The sequence below is a fragment of the Isoptericola sediminis genome, assembly GCF_013085345.1.
GTDB lineage: Bacteria > Actinomycetota > Actinomycetes > Actinomycetales > Cellulomonadaceae > Isoptericola > Isoptericola sediminis.
Map to the genome: position 1 here is coordinate 57,909 of NZ_JABFAJ010000024.1, position 16,715 is coordinate 74,623.

At 75.1% G+C, this 16,715-nt stretch carries 15 protein-coding genes; 6 read left to right on the top strand and 9 right to left on the bottom strand.

Translation table 11 applies throughout. The features are described from left to right. Positions 1–35 precede the first annotated feature (35 nt). Together HLI28_RS12675 and HLI28_RS12680 are read left to right on the top strand one after the other, a co-directional pair. Positions 36–908 carry a helix-hairpin-helix domain-containing protein gene (locus HLI28_RS12675; protein WP_343035828.1) on the top strand — a complete coding sequence of 291 codons (873 nt, stop codon included), beginning with the start codon at positions 36–38 and terminating at the stop codon, positions 906–908. Then, complete coding sequence (locus HLI28_RS12680) at positions 905–3,316, top strand: ComEC/Rec2 family competence protein (protein WP_171247931.1); 2,412 nt, start codon at positions 905–907, stop codon at positions 3,314–3,316. The genes HLI28_RS12675 and HLI28_RS12680 overlap by 4 nt, the downstream gene beginning before the upstream one ends. 16 nt (positions 3,317–3,332) lie before the next feature. On the opposite strand, the gene HLI28_RS12685 is transcribed toward HLI28_RS12680, so the two are convergent. Next, positions 3,333–4,472 carry a glycosyltransferase gene (locus HLI28_RS12685; RefSeq protein WP_171247932.1) on the bottom strand — a complete coding sequence of 380 codons (1,140 nt, stop codon included), beginning with the start codon at positions 4,470–4,472 and terminating at the stop codon, positions 3,333–3,335. Between the two features lie 68 nt (positions 4,473–4,540). On the opposite strand from HLI28_RS12685, the gene holA reads away from it, so the two are divergent. Continuing rightward, positions 4,541–5,563 carry a DNA polymerase III subunit delta gene (holA, locus tag HLI28_RS12690; RefSeq protein WP_171247933.1) on the top strand — a complete coding sequence of 341 codons (1,023 nt, stop codon included), beginning with the start codon at positions 4,541–4,543 and terminating at the stop codon, positions 5,561–5,563. A gap of 84 nt (positions 5,564–5,647) precedes the next feature. Here holA and rpsT read toward each other — a convergent pair whose 3' ends face one another. The 3 genes from rpsT to HLI28_RS12705 all read right to left on the bottom strand — a co-directional run bounded on the left by rpsT (position 5,648) and on the right by HLI28_RS12705 (position 7,468). Next, positions 5,648–5,908, bottom strand: a complete 261-nt coding sequence (gene rpsT / locus HLI28_RS12695) for a 30S ribosomal protein S20 (RefSeq protein WP_171247934.1) — start codon at positions 5,906–5,908, stop codon at positions 5,648–5,650. Between the two features lie 190 nt (positions 5,909–6,098). Next, positions 6,099–6,629, bottom strand: a complete 531-nt coding sequence (locus HLI28_RS12700) for a type II toxin-antitoxin system PemK/MazF family toxin (RefSeq protein WP_171247935.1) — start codon at positions 6,627–6,629, stop codon at positions 6,099–6,101. 65 nt (positions 6,630–6,694) lie between these two features. Next, entirely contained in the window at positions 6,695–7,468 is a 774-nt protein-coding gene (locus tag HLI28_RS12705) for a maleylpyruvate isomerase N-terminal domain-containing protein (RefSeq protein ID WP_171247936.1), read from the bottom strand. Between the two features lie 135 nt (positions 7,469–7,603). On the opposite strand from HLI28_RS12705, the gene lepA reads away from it, so the two are divergent. Both lepA and hemW read left to right on the top strand, forming a co-directional pair. Then, the gene (gene lepA, locus HLI28_RS12710) at positions 7,604–9,481 is read left to right on the top strand and encodes a translation elongation factor 4 (protein WP_369810815.1); all 1,878 of its coding nucleotides are present in this window, start codon (positions 7,604–7,606) and stop codon (positions 9,479–9,481) included. Then, entirely contained in the window at positions 9,481–10,761 is a 1,281-nt protein-coding gene (gene hemW / locus HLI28_RS12715; RefSeq protein ID WP_171247938.1) for a radical SAM family heme chaperone HemW, read from the top strand. The genes lepA and hemW overlap by 1 nt, the downstream gene beginning before the upstream one ends. Before the next feature lie 45 nt (positions 10,762–10,806). Here the strand turns inward: hemW and HLI28_RS12720 are convergent, their stop codons facing one another. Both HLI28_RS12720 and HLI28_RS12725 read right to left on the bottom strand, forming a co-directional pair. After that, a complete protein-coding gene (locus HLI28_RS12720) occupies positions 10,807–11,298 on the bottom strand; it encodes a DUF4870 domain-containing protein (protein WP_171247939.1) in 492 nt (163 codons plus the stop codon). Positions 11,299–11,412: 114 nt separating this feature from the next. Further along, positions 11,413–11,808 carry a DUF4870 domain-containing protein gene (locus HLI28_RS12725; RefSeq protein ID WP_171247940.1) on the bottom strand — a complete coding sequence of 132 codons (396 nt, stop codon included), beginning with the start codon at positions 11,806–11,808 and terminating at the stop codon, positions 11,413–11,415. Between the two features lie 128 nt (positions 11,809–11,936). Between HLI28_RS12725 and HLI28_RS12730 the strand changes: the two genes are divergently transcribed. Then, positions 11,937–12,431 carry a DUF4282 domain-containing protein gene (locus tag HLI28_RS12730; protein WP_171247941.1) on the top strand — a complete coding sequence of 165 codons (495 nt, stop codon included), beginning with the start codon at positions 11,937–11,939 and terminating at the stop codon, positions 12,429–12,431. On the opposite strand, the gene HLI28_RS12735 is transcribed toward HLI28_RS12730, so the two are convergent. The 3 genes from HLI28_RS12735 to HLI28_RS12745 all read right to left on the bottom strand — a co-directional run bounded on the left by HLI28_RS12735 (position 12,432) and on the right by HLI28_RS12745 (position 16,582). Next, on the bottom strand, positions 12,432–13,301 hold the full coding sequence (locus HLI28_RS12735) for a DUF3097 domain-containing protein (RefSeq protein WP_171247942.1): 870 nt from the start codon (positions 13,299–13,301) through the stop codon (positions 12,432–12,434). A gap of 196 nt (positions 13,302–13,497) precedes the next feature. Beyond that, on the bottom strand, positions 13,498–16,341 hold the full coding sequence (locus HLI28_RS15815; RefSeq protein ID WP_171247943.1) for a helix-turn-helix transcriptional regulator: 2,844 nt from the start codon (positions 16,339–16,341) through the stop codon (positions 13,498–13,500). A gap of 34 nt (positions 16,342–16,375) precedes the next feature. Beyond that, positions 16,376–16,582: a hypothetical protein gene (locus tag HLI28_RS12745; protein ID WP_171247944.1), complete on the bottom strand. Its 207-nt coding sequence runs from the start codon at positions 16,580–16,582 to the stop codon at positions 16,376–16,378. Positions 16,583–16,715 lie beyond the last annotated feature (133 nt).

The window sequence follows — 16,715 nt, forward strand, 5'->3', positions numbered from 1 at the left end:
GTCGGCAACACCGGAGGCGGCCCTAGCGTCGCGCCGTGACCACGGCACCTCCCGATCTCCCCGACGACCGGTTCGACCCGGCGGCGGGCCGCCGCGAGGCGTTGCGCGCGGCGCTCGCCACCCCGCCCGACACCGCTGCACCCGACGAGCTTGTCGAACGACTGCGCTCCCGGCGCTCGGCCGGCCACGTCGCCGCCGCCTACAGCGCCGCCCACGGGCACCCGGTCGACTTCGAACCCGCCCCCGGGCGGAGCCGCTGGGCGCTCGCCGGGCCCGCCGGGACCGCGGCAGCCGCCGTCCTGCTCCTCGTCGCCCTGATCGCGGGCGCCGTCGCGCTGTGGCCCCGCGAGACCCTCGAACCGCTGCCCGTGCCGGCCGCGACCGCGACCCCCACCGCACCGGCCGCCGCCGGTGGCGACGGCTCGTCGGACCGGACCGTGCCGGCGGTCGCGCCTCCGCCGGGTGCCGACGACCCGGGACCGGCCGTCGTCGTGCACGTCATCGGGCAGGTCGCCGCACCCGGGCTGGTCACCGTGCCGGCGGGATCACGGGTCGCCGACGCCGTGGAGGCCGCGGGCGGTGCCGGTCCGGAGGCGGACCTCACCGCGCTCAACCTGGCCCGTCCGGTCGTGGACGGCGAGCAGGTGCACGTGCCGGCGCCGGGGGAGGAGCCGCTCGTGGCCGACCCGCCGGCCGGCGGGTCCGGCGCGGACGCCGGGCCGGTTCCGCTCAACACCGCCGACGCCGTGGCCCTGACCGCTCTGCCCGGCGTCGGACCCGTGCTGGCCGACCGGATCGTCGCCTGGCGTGACGAGCACGGGCCCTTCTCCCGGCTGGACGAGCTCACGGAGGTGTCGGGGATCGGCCCGGTGCTCCTCGAGGGACTGCGCGACCGCGTGGTGCTGTGACGCGGGACCTGCGGCTCGCGCCGGTGCTGGCCGCGGCGTGGGTCGCCTCCTGGGCCCTGACGGGGACGTCGTCGGCGTGGGCCGGACCGGTGGTCGCCGTCGGCGCGGCGGTGCTGCTCGCGATCGGCGCGGCGCTCGCGGCCGACGACGCCCGGCGGCGTGGGCGCCCGGTCGTGACCCGCCCGGCGGTGACGCGCCCGGTCGTGACGCACGGCGTGCTCGTGACGGCGTGCCTGGTCGCCGTGGCCTCCTCGGTGGCGGTCCAGAGCGACGCCCGCGGTCCGCTGAGCGGGCTCGCCGCGGACGGCGCGGTCGTGACGCTGCACGGCGAGGTGGTCTCGTCGGCCCGTCCCGCCGCTCGCGGTGACGGCGAGCGGTGGGTGCTGGCCGTCGACGAGGTGATGACCCGCGACGTGCTCGTCCCGGCGGTGGGGCACGTCATGGTGACCGCTCCGGGGCCGGCGCCGCGCGTCGGCGCCACCGTGCGCCCCCGGGGCCGCCTGGCACCGCCCGCGTTCGGTGCCGGGGTGGTGGCGGCCGCGCAGGTCCCGTCCGCGGTGCCCGAGACGGCAGCGCCCGGACCGGTCGGGCGGCTGACGGACCGGCTGCGTTCCGAGCTGCTCGTCGTCACCGGGGGGCTGTCGCCGCAGGCCCGCGGTCTGGTGCCCGGGGCCGCGGTCGGGGACACCTCGCGGGTGCCCGCCCCGATCGACGAGGCGATGCGCGTGACCGGTCTGACCCACGTCACCGCCGTGTCGGGCAGCCACTTCGCGATCGTCCTGGCGGTCGCCGGTGCCGGGTGCGTGGCGCTGCGGATCCCCCGGGGCGCCCGGGTGCTGCTGCTGGCGCTCGTGGCGGTCGGCTTCGTGCTGCTCGTCCGTCCCGAACCCAGCGTCCTGCGGGCGGCCTGGACGTGTGCCGTCGCGCTGCTCGCCCTCGCGCTGGGACGGCCCTCGGCGGGCTTCTCGGCGCTGGCGACGGCCGCCACCGTGCTGCTCGTCGTCGACCCGTGGCAGGCACGCTCCTTCGGTTTCGCGCTGTCGTGCGCGGCCACCGCGGGGATCGTCCTGCTGACCGGACCCCTCGCCCGGCGGATGGCGCCGTGGTGCGGCCGTGGACCCGCCTTCGCGGTCGCGGTGCCCGTCGCCGCCCAGGCGGCCTGCGGGCCGGTGCTGATCCTGCTCGACCCGGTGGTCCCGACCACCGCCGTCGTGGCCAACCTGCTCGTGGCGCCGGCCGTGGTGCCCGCCACGGTGCTCGGGCTGGCGGCCACGCTGACGGCCCCCTGGGCCCCGGGGCTCGCCGGGGGGCTGGCCTGGCTGGCCGGGCTGGCGACGGGATGGATCGCCTCCGTCGCCACCGCGGCCGCTGCGGTGCCGGGGGCCGGTGTGCCGTGGCCGGCTGGCCCGGCCGGCGCCGCGCTGCTCGCGCTGGCGACGGCCGCCGCCCTCCTGGCGGTGCTGCGACGTCCGCCCGGGCGCGGCTGGCCGGCGGGCCGGGACCCGGCGTCCTGGGTGGCGCGAGCCCGGCGCCGGGCGCGACCGGGCCGGAGGACGGTCACGGTGGGGCTCCTCGGGTGCGCGGCCGGCACGGTCGTGCTCGTCGTGCTGCTGGTGCTGGTCCGACCCGTCGGCACGGGGGCCCCGGCGGACTGGCAGGTCGTGGCCTGCGACGTGGGGCAGGGCGACACCCTGGTGGTGCGCAGCGGGCAGCGCGCCGCGGTCGTCGTCGACGTGGGTCCGCCGGGGCAGGACGCGGCCCGCTGCCTGGACCGCCTCGGGGTCGACCGGGTCGACCTGCTGGTCCTGAGCCACTTCCACGCCGACCACGTCGGTGGCCTGCCCGCCGTCCTCGCGGGCCGTGCGGTGACGGCGGCGCTGGTGTCCCCGGTCGACGACCCGCCGGAGGGTGCCGAGCGGACCAGGGCGACCCTCGAGCTCGCCGGCGTGCCGGTGGAGGTGGCCGGGCGCGGCCGGCACGGGACCGCCGGTGACGTGACCTGGACCGTGCTGGGCGCCGACGTGACCGCTACGTCCGCGAACGACGGCAGCGTCGCGCTCGCCCTGCGCACGGCGGGCGGCGTGGACGTCGTCGCGCTCGGCGATCTCGAGGTGCCGGGGCAGCAGCGGCTCGTCGCCGACCTCGCGTCGACCGGGTACCCGGCCGACCCCGTCGAGGTGGTCAAGATGGCGCACCACGGGTCCGCCGCGCAGTCGGCCGAGCTCGCCCGGCTGCTCGACCCCGCCGTCGCCCTGGTCTCCGTCGGGCGCAACGACTACGGGCACCCGACCGACACGGCGACGCAGATGTACCGCCGGGTCGGCGCGCGCGTGGTGCGCACGGACCGCTGCGGCGCGACCTCGCTGGTCGTGCGGGACGGTGCGCCGGCCCTGGTGTGCGAGCGGTGACGCCAGGGCCGCGGCGTCAGTGCGCGAGCAGTCCCCGGAGGATCTCGAACCGCTGGTCCCACGTCCAGGCACCCTCGACCCAGGCGGGCCCGGCCGCCCCCATCCGGGCCCGTCGTGCGGGGTCCTGCAGGAGCTCGAGGAGGCGGGCGGCGACGTCACCGGGGTCGGTGCCGTCCACGACGAACCCGGTCACACCGTCGTCCACGGCGTCGGGGGCGCCGCCGGAGTCGCCGACGACGACGGGCAGCCCGGCCGCCTGCGCCTCCAGGTAGACGATGCCGAGACCTTCGACCTCGAGACCGCCCCGTCGCGTCCTCGAGGGACCCGCGAAGACGTCCGCGGCACTGTAGAAGGCGGGCATCGCGGTGTGCGGGTGGCCGCCGCCGAGGACGACGCGGTCCCCGAGGCCGTGCGCGTCGACGAGCCGCCGCACGCGGTCGGCGTAGGGGCCGTCGCCCACCAGGAGCAGGTGCGCGTCCGGCACGGCACGCAGGACCTCCGGCATGGCCCGCACGAGGGTGTCCTGCCCCTTGCGCTCCACGATCCGTGCGGCGCAGAGCACGACGGGTGCGTCCGACGGGATCCCGTAGCGGTCGCGCACCGCACGGCCCCCGGCCGGGTCGGTACCGGCGAAGGCCGACGGGTCCACGCCGGGCGAGAGCCGCACGGCGCGGGACGCGACCTCGGGCCCGACGGCCGCGGCCAGGACGTCGACCGTCCGGTCCGACAGGTAGGTGAGGTGGTCGACCGAGCGACCGATGCGCCGCAGCGCCGCCCGGGTGCCGGGCACCCGCGCCCACCACAGCTCGTGGCCGTGGGTCGTGGCGACGAGGCGCCGGACGTCGGTCCGCCGGCGCAGCGTCGGTGCCATGAGGCCCAGCGGGGCCGCCGCCCCGAACCAGACGGCGTCGCACCGGTACTCCTGCACGAGGCGGACGACCTCCCGGGTCCGCGCCGGGGTCGGCAGCAGCATCCGCGTGCGCGCCCGGACCACCGGGTGGGGCAATGTGCGGTCGTACTCCTCCTGGCCCGGCGTCGAGGACGTGTGGACGACCACCTCGTCGGGGTCGAAGCGGGAGGTCATCGCGTGGACGAACGTCTCGATGCCGCCCTGGCGGGGAGGGAAGTCGTTGGTCACGACGAGGGTCCGGGGCACCGGGCCAGGCTACCGGGCACCTCACCGGACCGGGACGCCGTGTCGGTCGGGTCTGGCAGGCTGTCCCCGTGCCCTCCACCAACCGGTCCCGCTCGTCCCGCCGCTCGGGGGCGTCGGCGAGCACGCGCCCCTGGAACGACCCGACGCTCGCGCCGGTGATCGTCGTCCGGGGCCCGGAGGACCTGCTCGCCGAGCGCGCGGTGGACGGCGTCCTGGCGCTCGCGCGCGAACAGGACCCCGCGGTGGAGAAGGCCGAGCTGGACGCGCCCACCTATGCGGCCGGCCAGCTCACCGTGGCGGCCAGTCCGTCACTGTTCGGCGAGGCCAAGGCCGTGGTGGTGCGCGGTGCCGAGGCGTGCACCGAGGACCTCGTGGCCGACGTCGTCGACTACGTGGCCGCCCCGGACCCGGAGACGATCGTCGTCGTGGTGCACCGCGGTGGCAACCGCGGCAAGAAGATGCTCGACGCGATCGTGGCCACCGGGGCGCCGGTGCTGCAGTGCGACGCGATCACCAAGGACGCGGACAAGGTCGCGTTCGTCGCCGGGGAGTTCCGGGCGGCCCGGCGACGGGCCGAGCAGGCGGCGGTGCGGGCGCTGGTCGACGCGCTCGGGAACGACCTGCGCGAGCTGGCGGCCGCGTGCTCCCAGCTGGTGGCGGACACCGCCGGGACGATCTCCGCCGAGACCGTCGACCGGTACTACGGCGGTCGCGTCGAGGCCACGGGCTTCAAGGTGGCCGACGCCGCGGTGGCCGGCGACGCCGGCGCGGCGGTGGCCCTGCTGCGGCACGCCCTCGCCACCGGGGCGGACCCGGTGCCCGTGGTGGCGGCCCTGGCGCTGCGCCTGCGCACCCTGGCCCGCGTGGCCGCGATCCGGGGCGGGTCGACGACGGCGCGGGAGCTCGGTCTGCAGGACTGGCAGGTGCGCAACGCCCAGCGGGACCTGTCCCGGTGGACGCCGGAGGGACTGGCCGCCGCGATCTCGGCGGTGGCCCAGGCGGACGCGGACGTCAAGGGCGGCGGCCGGGACCCGGTCTACGCGGTCGAGCGGGCGGTCCTGACGATCGCCCGGTCCGGCGGGCGGTCCTAGCCCCGGGCACGAGAACGCCCCCGCACCCGACGGGGGTGCAGGGGCGTTCGGCGGCCAGCGGTCGCGCGGGGCGACCGGGCGGCGTCAGAGCTTGTCGACGGCCTTGGCCAGCGCCGACTTGCGGTTCGCAGCCTGGTTGGGGTGGATGACACCCTTCGAGACAGCCTTGTCGAGCTTGCGCGAGGCGTCGCGGAGCGCCGAGGTGGCGGCGTCCTTGTCACCGGCGGCGACGGCCTTGCGGACCTTGCGGACGTACGTCTTGAGCTCCGACTTCACGGAGCGGTTCCGCAGGCGCGCCTTCTCGTTCTGCAGGTTGCGCTTGATCTGAGACTTGATGTTTGCCACGAGAGAACTTCCTGGTGTGTTCGCCTGTCGGCGAGCGGATAGGTCGTAGAGGGCGGCCGCACTTCCGGGACTGGGGGTGGGGAACCCGTGGAGAGGAACTGCGGCGGTGTCCGCCGACCTGGGCGGACACGCAAGGATCTACGGTACCAGCCGGGATCGGGACGTGGTAACCGGTGTGACCGACGCCGCGTCAGCGGCGGGCGCGTCCCATCGTGTCGACCACCTGGCGGAACGTCGCGGCGTCCAGGACCGCGCCCTCGCGGCGCACGTCGTCCGGTGCCACCCGCACGACGCGGTTGACCCGGACCTCGCTCGGCCGGCCCCGGGCGTCCCACGGACCCGACCCGATGTCCATCCACAACCGCCCGAACCGGGCCTCCTGGGCCGCGTCGCGGTCGTGGTTCTTGCTGGTCAGCTGCAGACCGAGCAGCCAGGGTCCGTCGTGGCCGACCAGCAGCACGGGGCGGTCCTTGCCGCGGGTGTGGTCCTCCTCGAACGGCACCCAGGTCCACACGATCTCGCCGGGGTCCGGGGCGCCGTCCGGGTGCGGGGAGTACACGGGGCGCACGACGCCGGTGAAGTCACCCGGGTAGGAGGGCGCCCGCTCCGGTCGCCCGGGGGCGGGACGTCCCGCAGGCGGGCGGCGTCGGGCACGCCCGAGGACCGCCGCGAGGGCGCGGCCCGCGTCGCGCAGGAGTCTCGTCCACCGGTGGCTCGCCATGACGGACAGCCTACGGCGCGACACACGGAGGAGACCTCGGCGGAACACGCCGGACGGGCGCCGGGTCAGGGCACGAGACGCGCCGCGAGCAGGTCGGCCACCAGCCGGGCGTCGCCGTCGATCTGCGCGCCCGCCTCGACGGGAGTGAGCCGGCGCCAGAGCACCAGCGCCAGCTCGCGGGCGGGCGCCTGCAGCACGGCGGCAGGTCCGGGTGCCTCCGGTCCCAGGTCCCAGGACCAGCCGAGGTCCGTGGCGGTCAGGCGCACGGGGGCGGCCGGCGCCGTCATCCGTCCGAGCTGGACCTGCCGCGGGGCGAACATCCGCACGACCTCGTCCACGGCGTCGGCCCACACCGGCGGGCCGGCGTCGATCGGGCGCTCGGGCGCGACGAGCCGCCCCGATCCCAGCACGGACGCCCGCAGGTCGTGCAGGTGGACCAAGGTCTCGTGCGCCTGCCGGCGGTGCCAGAACGACACCGGGCCGGTACCGAGCAGCGTCCACGACGGCGTGTCCGGGGGCAGGTCGGCCAGCGTGCTCCGCAGCTCGGCGGCCTGCGCGGCGTAGAAGGGCGCGAGGTCGAAGGGGCCGCGCCCGAGCGGCGTCTCCTGGTGTCGACGCGCCTGGCCGGCGGCCCAGTGGTGGATCCTGCCCACGTGGGTGACCAGCTGCGCGACGGTCCAGCGGCCGCAGGCCGGGACGTGCGCGCGGGGGTCGGCGCCCGGCACGTCCGCGAGGAACGCCTCCTGCAGCGCGGCGAGGTGGTCGAGGTGGTCGAGGTCCGCTCCGCCGTCGGTGCGGCGTCCGGAGCCCGGGTCGACGACGGGTGTCGGGCTGGTCATGACGGGCAACGTAGCGTGCCGGGGACGTGACGGGCAGGGGTCCGGGGCGACGGGTGCCGCCGGGGTCCGCCGGGGCGCCGTCGGGCTCGTGGGACAATGACGAGGCCCGCAGTCCAGCCTCGACCCGACGGAGACGTGTTGCCCATCCCGTCCGCCGCCCTGAGCGAACGCATCCAGCCGAACGCGACCCCGCCCGAGCTGATCCGCAACTTCTGCATCATCGCGCACATCGACCACGGCAAGTCGACGCTGGCGGACCGCATGCTCCAGCTCACCGGTGTGGTGCAGCCGCGTGACGCCCGTGCGCAGTACCTCGACCGGATGGACATCGAGCGGGAGCGGGGCATCACGATCAAGTCCCAGGCCGTGCGCATGCCGTGGCAGCGCGGCGAGGAGCCCTACGCCCTCAACATGATCGACACCCCGGGCCACGTGGACTTCACCTACGAGGTGTCCCGGTCGCTGGCGGCCTGCGAGGGCGCGATCCTGCTCGTCGACGCCGCGCAGGGCATCGAGGCCCAGACCCTCGCCAACCTGTACCTGGCGATGGAGCACGACCTGGAGATCATCCCGGTCCTGAACAAGATCGACCTGCCGGCCGCGCAGCCCGAGAAGTACGCGGCCGAGCTGGCCGGTCTGGTCGGCGGAGAGCCGGAGGACGTGCTGCGGGTCTCCGGCAAGACCGGTGACGGCGTCACCGAGCTGCTCGACCTCATCGTCGACCGCGTCCCCGCGCCCGTGGGAGACCCGGACGCCCCGGCGCGCGCGATGATCTTCGACTCCGTCTACGACACCTACCGCGGCGTGGTCACCTACGTGCGGGCGGTCGACGGCGACCTCAACCCGCGCGAGCGGATCGAGATGATGTCGACCAAGGCCACCCACGAGCTGCTCGAGATCGGTGTCATCTCGCCGGAACCGATCAAGACCAAGGGTCTCGGCGTGGGGGAGGTCGGCTACCTCATCACCGGCGTGAAGGACGTGCGCCAGTCGAAGGTCGGCGACACGGTGACGAGCGCGCAGCACCCCGCCGCCGAACCGCTGGGCGGCTACGACGACCCCAAGCCGATGGTGTTCTCCGGCCTCTACCCGATCGACGGGTCGGACTACCCCACGCTGCGCGACGCGCTGGACAAGCTCAAGCTCAACGACGCCGCCCTGAACTACGAGCCGGAGACCTCCGTGGCGCTCGGGTTCGGGTTCCGCGTCGGGTTCCTCGGCCTGCTGCACCTGGAGATCGTGCGCGAGCGCCTCGAGCGCGAGTTCGACCTCGACCTCATCTCGACGGCCCCCAACGTCGTCTACGACGTCACGATGGAGGACGGCACGACGGTCAAGGTCACCAACCCCTCGGAGTTCCCCGCCGGGCGCATCAAGGAGGTCCGCGAGCCGATCGTCAAGGCCACGGTGCTCGCCCCGAGCGAGTTCGTCGGCGCGGTCATGGGGCTGTGCACCGACCGCCGCGGCCAGATGGAGGGCATGGACTACCTCTCGGAGGACCGGGTCGAGCTGCGCTGGACGCTGCCCCTGGCCGAGATCGTCTTCGACTTCTTCGACGCGCTGAAGTCCCGCACGCGCGGGTACGCCTCGCTGGACTACGAGCCCTCCGGCGACCAGGCGGCCGACCTGGTGAAGGTCGACATCCTGCTGCAGGGCGACCAGGTCGACGCCTTCAGCGCGATCGTGCACAAGGACGCGGCCTACGAGTACGGCGTCAAGATGACGGCCAAGCTCAAGGAGATCATCCCGCGCCAGCAGTTCGAGGTGCCGATCCAGGCCGCCGTCGGGGCGCGCATCATCGCCCGCGAGACGGTGCGCGCGATCCGCAAGGACGTGCTCGCCAAGTGCTACGGCGGCGACATCTCCCGGAAGCGCAAGCTGCTGGAGAAGCAGAAGGAGGGCAAGAAGCGGATGAAGAACATCGGGTCCGTCGAGGTCCCGAAGGAAGCCTTCATCTCCGCGCTGTCCTCCGACGGCTCCGGCGGCAAGGAGACCAAGGACAAGAAGAAGTAGTGCCCGCCCTGCCCGACGGCGAACCGGTCCCGGCGGACGGCTCGCTGCCCGACCTCGTCACCCGGTCGGCCGACGACGCGACCGGTGTCCCGTCGTCGCGCTCCCGGTTCGGGGTGTACGTGCACGTGCCGTTCTGCTCGGTGCGGTGCGGCTACTGCGACTTCAACACCTACACGGCCGCCGAGCTGGGCGGGGGCGCCTCCCAGCACCAGTACGCCACGACGGCGCTCGGCGAGGTCGACCTGGCCTCCCGGGTGCTGGCGGACGCCGGGCTCGGCCACCGGCCGGTGCGGACGGTGTTCTTCGGCGGCGGGACCCCGACGATGCTGCCGGCCGCCGACCTGGTGCGGATCCTCGACGGGATCCGCTCCGCGTGGGGGCTGGCCCCCGACGCCGAGGTCACCACCGAGGCGAACCCCGACTCGGTCACGCCCGAGTCGCTGGCCACGCTCGCCGCGGCGGGGTTCACGCGGGTGTCCTTCGGGATGCAGTCCGCCGTGCCGCACGTGCTGGCCACGCTCGAGCGCACCCATGACCCGGCGCGTCTGCCCGACGTCGTGCGGTGGGCCCGCGAGGCCGGGCTCGCGGTGTCGGTGGACCTCATCTACGGCACGCCCGGTGAGTCCCTGGACGACTGGCGCACGTCGGTCGAGGCCGCCCTGAGCACGGGTGTCGACCACGTGTCCGCGTACGCGCTGGTCGTCGAGCCGGGCACGAAGATGGCGGCGCAGGTGCGCCGCGGCGAGCTGACGCTCCCGGACGACGACGACCAGGCCGCCAAGTACGAGCTGGCGGACGACCTGCTCACCGCGGCCGGTCTGTCCTGGTACGAGGTGAGCAACTGGTCGCGCGGACCGGAGCAGGCGTGCCGCCACAACCTGGCCTACTGGCGGGGAGACGACTGGTGGGGCATCGGCCCCGGCGCGCACTCCTACGTCGGGGCGCCCGACGGCGACGCCACCGACGACGGCGCGGGAGTGCGCTGGTGGAACGTCAAGCACCCCCGGCGTTACGCGGCGCTGCTGGCCGACGGCCGGTCGCCCGGGGCGGGACGTGAGGTGCTCTCCCGCGGTGAGGCGCACCTGGAGCGGGTCATGCTCGGGGTCCGGCTCGCCGAGGGGCTGGACCTGGACGTGCTGGACCCGCCCGGCCGGCGCGCGGTGGCCGGGATGGTCGCCCGCGAGCTCCTCGACGGGGCGGCGGCCGTGCGCGGCCGCGCGGTGCTCACCCGCCGTGGGCGCCTGCTCGCCGACACGGTCGTGCGGGAGCTCACCGCCTGACCCACGGACCGCCCGCGGGGCGGGCGGTCCGTGCCGGTCAGCGGGTCACTTGATGAAGCGGATCTTGAACGGGTAGCGGTACCACTCGTCGCGCGAGGCGGCCATCGCGCCGAGGATGCCGAAGATGATCGTGCACACCCAGGCGGCGAACACGATGAGCCCGCCGATGACGATCATCGTCAGGATCCAGCCCACGACGTAGGCGATGAGGATCGTCAGCTGGAAGTTCAGGGCTTCCTTGCCCTGGTCGTCGAGCCGTGCGCTGCGGTCCTTGTAGATCAGCCACACGATCAGCGGGGCCAGGAACCCGACGAGGATCCCGCCGGCGTGGGCGACGATCGACCAGGTCCGCTCCTCCGAGGGCGCGACCGGCGGAAGGGCCTGCCCGCCCTGCGGGGGCTGTTGCGGGTAGCCCTGCGGGGGCTGCTGGGCCTGCCCCTGGCTCGCACCCGTCGGCGGCTGCTGGGGGAAGCCCTGCTGAGGCTGACCCGGGGGCGGGTGCTCCTCGGGGTGTGGTTCCGGAGTCGACTGGCTCATCTGCTTCTCCTTCGAGGTAGGGCGCGCTGGGCGCACCGGACACGTCCGGCGAAACTACCGGTGAGGAGCTCGCCGACGCCGTGTCCCTGACGGTCGCTACGGGATTTCACCCGGTCACCTGACCACTCGCAGGTTCACGGGATACCGGTAGGCCTCGTACCGGTTGACGGTGACCGCGGCGATGATCGCGAAGACGATGCCGATCACCCACACGGCCGCCAGCACGAGCCACCCGACGAGCAGCCAGACGGTCAGCCACCCGACGACCTGGCCGATCAGCAGGGTGATCTGGAAGTTGAGGGCCTCTTTCGCCTGGTCGGCCACGAAGGCGCTGCGGTCGCGCAGCGCCAGCCAGATGATCAGCGGCGCCACGAAACCCAACGACCCGGCCGTGACGATCCCGATCAGCAGCGGACCGATGTGCGCCATGATCGCCCAGGTCCGTTCGTCGGGCTGGGAGAGCGGTCGGGGCCCCGGGGGCGGGCCCGTCGGCGGGGGAGTCTGCGTCATGTCCCCATCCTGGCAGCGTGCAGGACGGGTGCGCACCGTCTGCGCCGGAACTCGTTCCCGGTGGCGAGGCGGCACGGGCGGTTCGACAGTGGTGTCGCTCGGCCATGACGTCCCGACCAGGAGGAACGATGAGCGAGAACCCCCCGAACCCGCCCGGACGACCCGAGGACCCCTACTCCGAGCGGCCCGCGCAGCCGCCGCAGCCGTCGACACCGCCGCCCTCCGAGCACGCGGGCGGCGCCACCGGCTACCAGGGCGGCCAGCAGCCGTTCTACTCGGCCGCCGCGTCGTCGGCGGCCGGTGTGGCCCGGGACGACACGAAGGGGCTGCTGGGTTCCCTCTTCGACTTCTCGTTCTCGAACTACGTGACCCCCAAGATCGTCAAGATCGTCTACGTGATCCTGACGGTCCTCATCGCGATCGGGTGGTTGTTCTCCTTCATCGCCGGTGTCGTCACGCTGTTCTCGGACCAGTGGTACGTCGGCCTGGTCACCATCCTGTTCGGCTGGATCGCCGCGTTGGTCTACCTGGCGGTCTGGCGGATCGGGCTGGAGGTCTTCCAGGCGGTGGTGAACATCTCCGAGAAGATGAACCACTACGCGCGGCGCGACGGGATGGTCTGATCAGGCCGTCACGAAGTCGATGAGCTCCTCGACCCGGCCCAGCAGGGCCGGGTCGAGGTCGCGGTAGTCCCGCACCGCGCCGAGGATCCGCTGCCAGGCGCGCCCGACGTCCGCCGTCGAGTCCGCGGGCCAGCCCAGCTCTCGCAGGATGCCGCGTTTCCACTCGGTACCGCGCTCGATGGTCGGCCACGTCTCCAGACCGACCCGGGCCGGCTTCACCGCCTGCCACACGTCCACGTAGGGGTGCCCGAGCACCAGGACGGTGCCGTCCGGCACGCTGCGCAGCGCCTCGGCCGCGATCCGCTGCTCCTTGGCGCCGGGCACCAGGTGGTCGACCAGCACCCCGACGCGCCGCTCGGGCGTGGGTGCGAACTCGGCCAGGGCCTCGGCCAGGTGGTCGACGCCGTCGAGCATCTCGACGACGACCCCCTCGATCCGCAGGTCGTCGCCCCAGACCTTCTCGACGAGCTCGGCGTCGTGCTTGCCCTCGACCCAGATCCGCGAGCCCCGCGCGACGCGTGCGCGGGCCCCGTGCACGGCGACCGACCCGGACGCGGTGCGTGCCGGGGCGGCCGGGGCGCGGGAGGTGACCGGTGCGGTGAGGGCGACGGGTCGTCCGTCGACCCAGAACCCCGGCCCGAGCGGGAAGGACCGGACCTTCCCGTGCCGGTCCTCCAGCACGACCAGGTGCACGCCGCCGGACTTCTCCACGCGGACGACGGCGCCCACCCAGCCGCTGGTGACCTCCTCCACGACGAGACCCGGCTCGGCGGGTTGCGGTCGCGACACGGGGCGCCGGCGGTGGTGGGCGGACCCGCCGGACGCGCCGGGGGAGGAGGACAGGACGTCGGAGCCGTAGCGATCGTGCACGGCGTGAGCCTAGGCAGGCGTGGGCCGGTGCCGGGGGACCGACACCCGTCCGACCACGGGTCGATCCCGGGGCGCCCCCACCCGGACCCCGCGGTCGTACCTCCCGTCCCGTGGTCGTACCCGCGGGGTACGACCACGGGACGGGAGGTACGACCGCGAGGGCTCCGGGTCGTGGTGGCGGCGTGGTCGGGTGCGGCTACGGCCGGTGGGGGACCGGACGGACCGCGGTGGCCTCGTGCGCGCGGACGGCGGCCTCGGTCCGGCTGGTGACGCCGAGCTTGCGCAGGATGGCCGAGACGTGCACCGACGCCGTCTTGCGGGAGATGAACAGCCGCTCGGCGATCTGCCCGTTCGTCAGTCCCTCGGCGACCAGCTCCAGCACCTGGCGCTCCCGGTCGGTGAGACGGTCGGCCGGGTCGTGCGGTTCCCGGCGCGACGGCGACGCGGTGCCGGCCCCCGCCAGCAGCGCGGCGGCGTGCCGGGCGACGAGCCCGCACCCGATCGCCTCGGCGTCCCGGACCGCCGCACCCAGCGCGGCACGGCCGCCGGGCCGGTCCCCGGCGGCCAGGAGGCGGGCCCCCTCGCGGTACTCGGCGTAGGGCCGCAGGTGGGCCGGTGCGCCGTCGTCGGGCCCGAGAGAGGCCACCGCGGACCACGGGCCCTCGCCGAGCTCGGCCGCGAACAGGGCCGCCCACACGCCGTGGGTCGGCCACCCGGCGCAGTCGGCGAGCGCCTCGCGGTAGGGCGTGCTGTCCACCTCCTGCCCGGCGGCCCGCGCGGCGGCCAGCGCCCGGGCCGCGATCCCGAGGATCGGCAGCAGCGACGACGCCGACCGGCGTTGCAGGGGGTCGGCCACGGCGTCCGCCACGGCACCGAGGGCCTCGTCCACGTCCCCGCGCTCCAGGGCCAGGTCCGCCAGCGTGGTGGTGAGCAGCGAGCGCACCTGCAGCTCGATCCGGCCGTGCCGTTCCCAGGACGCCCGGTAGGTCCGGACCACGGACTCCGCCTGCTCGACCTCCCCGCGCCACAGCAGGAGCCAGGCCCACAGCTCGGTGAGGGTGACGGTGAAGACGCTGCGGCCCATGAGGGGGACGGTCCGCTCGAACCAGGCGGCCGCCTCGTCCCAGCGGCCGAGGTCGATCAAGGCCTCGATGCCGTTGCCCTCGATGCGCGACCGCATCCCGATCCCGGTGCCGCGCTCGCGCGCCCGGGCGGCGCCCTCCTCGGCGATCTCCAGCGCCCGGTGCGCCCTGCCGACGCGCAGGGTGGCCTCGGAGGCGTTGACGAAGTGCTTCATCAGCGCGTCCCAGTCGTCGCCGGCGAGCTCACGGTCGAGGGCGAAGTCCGCGAGCCCGTCCAGGTCGCCGGTGATCACGCGGCTGACCGCACGGATGTTGACGCACCGTGCCTGCAGGCGGCGGTCCCCGGCCTCCTGGGCGGCGGCCAGACCCTGGTCGGCGAGCTCGATGGCCCGCTCCTCGTGCCCTTCCATCATCGCGCCCCGGGCGGACTCGGTGAGCAGGGCGGCGCGCCCGGCGACGTCGTCGTCCGGGATCTCCTCCAGGGCGTGGTCGAGCAGGCGCCGCCCCTCGTCGGACCCGGTGACCTCGGCGGCCGTCGACAGCGTCACGTAGGCGGAGACGCGGCCGGCCGGGTCGTCCGGCGGCCACTCGGCGAGGGCCTGGCGGGCGAGCGCGAGCGCACGCTCGGCCTGGGACCCGACGTGCAGGGCCCAGGCCACCCGTCGCATGAGCTCGGCGTGGGTGGTGCCCGTGACCCCCTCGGGGTCCGCGACCAGGTCCCACAGCTCGAGCGCCCGCTCGCCCAGGGCGACGGCCGTGGACGTCGCCGCGTACTCGCCGGCCGCGGCCTGGCCCGCCACGCACGCGGCGAGCGCCCGGTCCGGCACGCGGGCACGCCACCAGTGGTCCGCGATCTCCGCGAGGCGGGCGATGGTGGCCGGCCGGGTCTCCAGGGCGCGGGCGTAGGCGGTGTGCAGGCGTCGGCTCTCGCTGGGCAGCAGCTCGGTGGCCACGGCCTCCTGCATGAGGGCGTGCCGGAACCGGTAGCCGTCGGCGTCGACGACGAGGACCCCGGCCTCGACGGCCTCGCGGGCGGCGGGCTCGGTCTCCCGGACGGCCTCGTCGCCGAGGGCCGCGGCGAGCAGCTCGTGCCCGACGCTCTGCCCGGCGGCGGCCACGGTGCGGCAGAACTCCTGCGCCTGGCGGCCGAGGCGTGAGTACCGCAGGAGCATCAGGTCGCGCACCGAGTCCGGCAGGGTGACGCCGCCCCCGGTGGCGAGCTCCTCGACGTAGAACGGCACACCCTGGCTGCGGTCGACGACCTCCTCGAGGTCGACGGCTCCGGCGTCGAGGTGCGCCCGGAACAGGGCGACGACGTCGTGGGCGGCGAGCCGCGGGACCTCGATCCGGGTGGCGAGCCGGGCCCGCTCGATCTCCGCGAGCAGGGTCCGCAGGGGGTGGGTCCGTCCGACGTCGTCGCTGCGGTACGTGACCACCACCAGCAGCCGGCGGCCCGGGGCGGTGCGCGCGAGGCGGGCCAGGCAGCCGCGGGTGGCGTCGTCGGACCAGTGCAGGTCCTCGATCACGACCACGACGGGCCGTCGCCCGGCGAGCGTGGTGAGCAGTGCGGCGAAGGCTTCCGGGAGGCGTCCGGCCTCCCCGTCCGCCCGGACCTCGACCAGCTCGGGGAGCACGACGCCGAGGGCGTCGGCCGCCGGTCCGGCGGCCTCCAGCGTGACCTCGGCCCCCAACGCGGCGACGGCGTCGCGCAGCAGACCCGCGAGCCCGGCGTAGGGCACGGGACCGGCGCCGGAGTCGGCGCACTGGCCCCGCAGGACGAAGGCCGGGTCGGCAGCGGACCCGTCGAGGAGCTCCTCGACGAGGCGCGTCTTGCCGATCCCGGCCTCGCCACCCACGACCACGCACTGACCGTCGCCGTGCGCGGCCTCGTCGAGGAGGCCACGCAACGTCGCGAGCTCGCTCTCGCGGCCGATCAGCGGGACCCGGCTGACCCTCATGGAGTCATGCTGCCAGCCCCCGGGGCGGTACGCCTCAGGCTGCGCGGACCGCACGGGCCCGGGCCATGCGCAGGCGGTCGAGGGCCACCAGCACGCGGGGGCGCGGGGCCGTGGCGGGGTGCCGGCGGTGCGCCGGTGCCGTCCGATCGCCGCGCTCGGCCGCCTGACGGCGGTGCTCGGCCTCGCGGACGACCTCGGCCTCCTGCAGGCGGTACATCTGGTGGAACTGCTCCGGGGACATGGTGACCCTCCTTGGTCGGCGGGCCGGGGTGGCTCGCGATGACTCCAGGTTCGGTCCCTGAGGTAGGGGCGTGGATCGGGCATCCGTCCGGTCTTCGCCGGCGCGTCGCTCGGCAGGCCTGAGGTACCCCCGG

What these genes read in the sequence shown, in the direction of transcription:
- HLI28_RS12725 (WP_171247940.1), bottom strand. Translation starts at nt 11,808, where the DNA reads ATGACGCAGACTCCCCCGCCGACGGGCCCGCCCCCGGGGCCCCGACCG.
- HLI28_RS15815 (WP_171247943.1), bottom strand. Translation starts at nt 16,341, where the DNA reads ATGAGGGTCAGCCGGGTCCCGCTGATCGGCCGCGAGAGCGAGCTCGCG.
- HLI28_RS12745 (WP_171247944.1), bottom strand. Translation starts at nt 16,582, where the DNA reads ATGTCCCCGGAGCAGTTCCACCAGATGTACCGCCTGCAGGAGGCCGAG.
- HLI28_RS12730 (WP_171247941.1), top strand. Translation starts at nt 11,937, where the DNA reads ATGAGCGAGAACCCCCCGAACCCGCCCGGACGACCCGAGGACCCCTAC.
- HLI28_RS12700 (WP_171247935.1), bottom strand. Translation starts at nt 6,629, where the DNA reads ATGGCGAGCCACCGGTGGACGAGACTCCTGCGCGACGCGGGCCGCGCC.
- HLI28_RS12720 (WP_171247939.1), bottom strand. Translation starts at nt 11,298, where the DNA reads ATGAGCCAGTCGACTCCGGAACCACACCCCGAGGAGCACCCGCCCCCG.
- HLI28_RS12705 (WP_171247936.1), bottom strand. Translation starts at nt 7,468, where the DNA reads ATGACCAGCCCGACACCCGTCGTCGACCCGGGCTCCGGACGCCGCACC.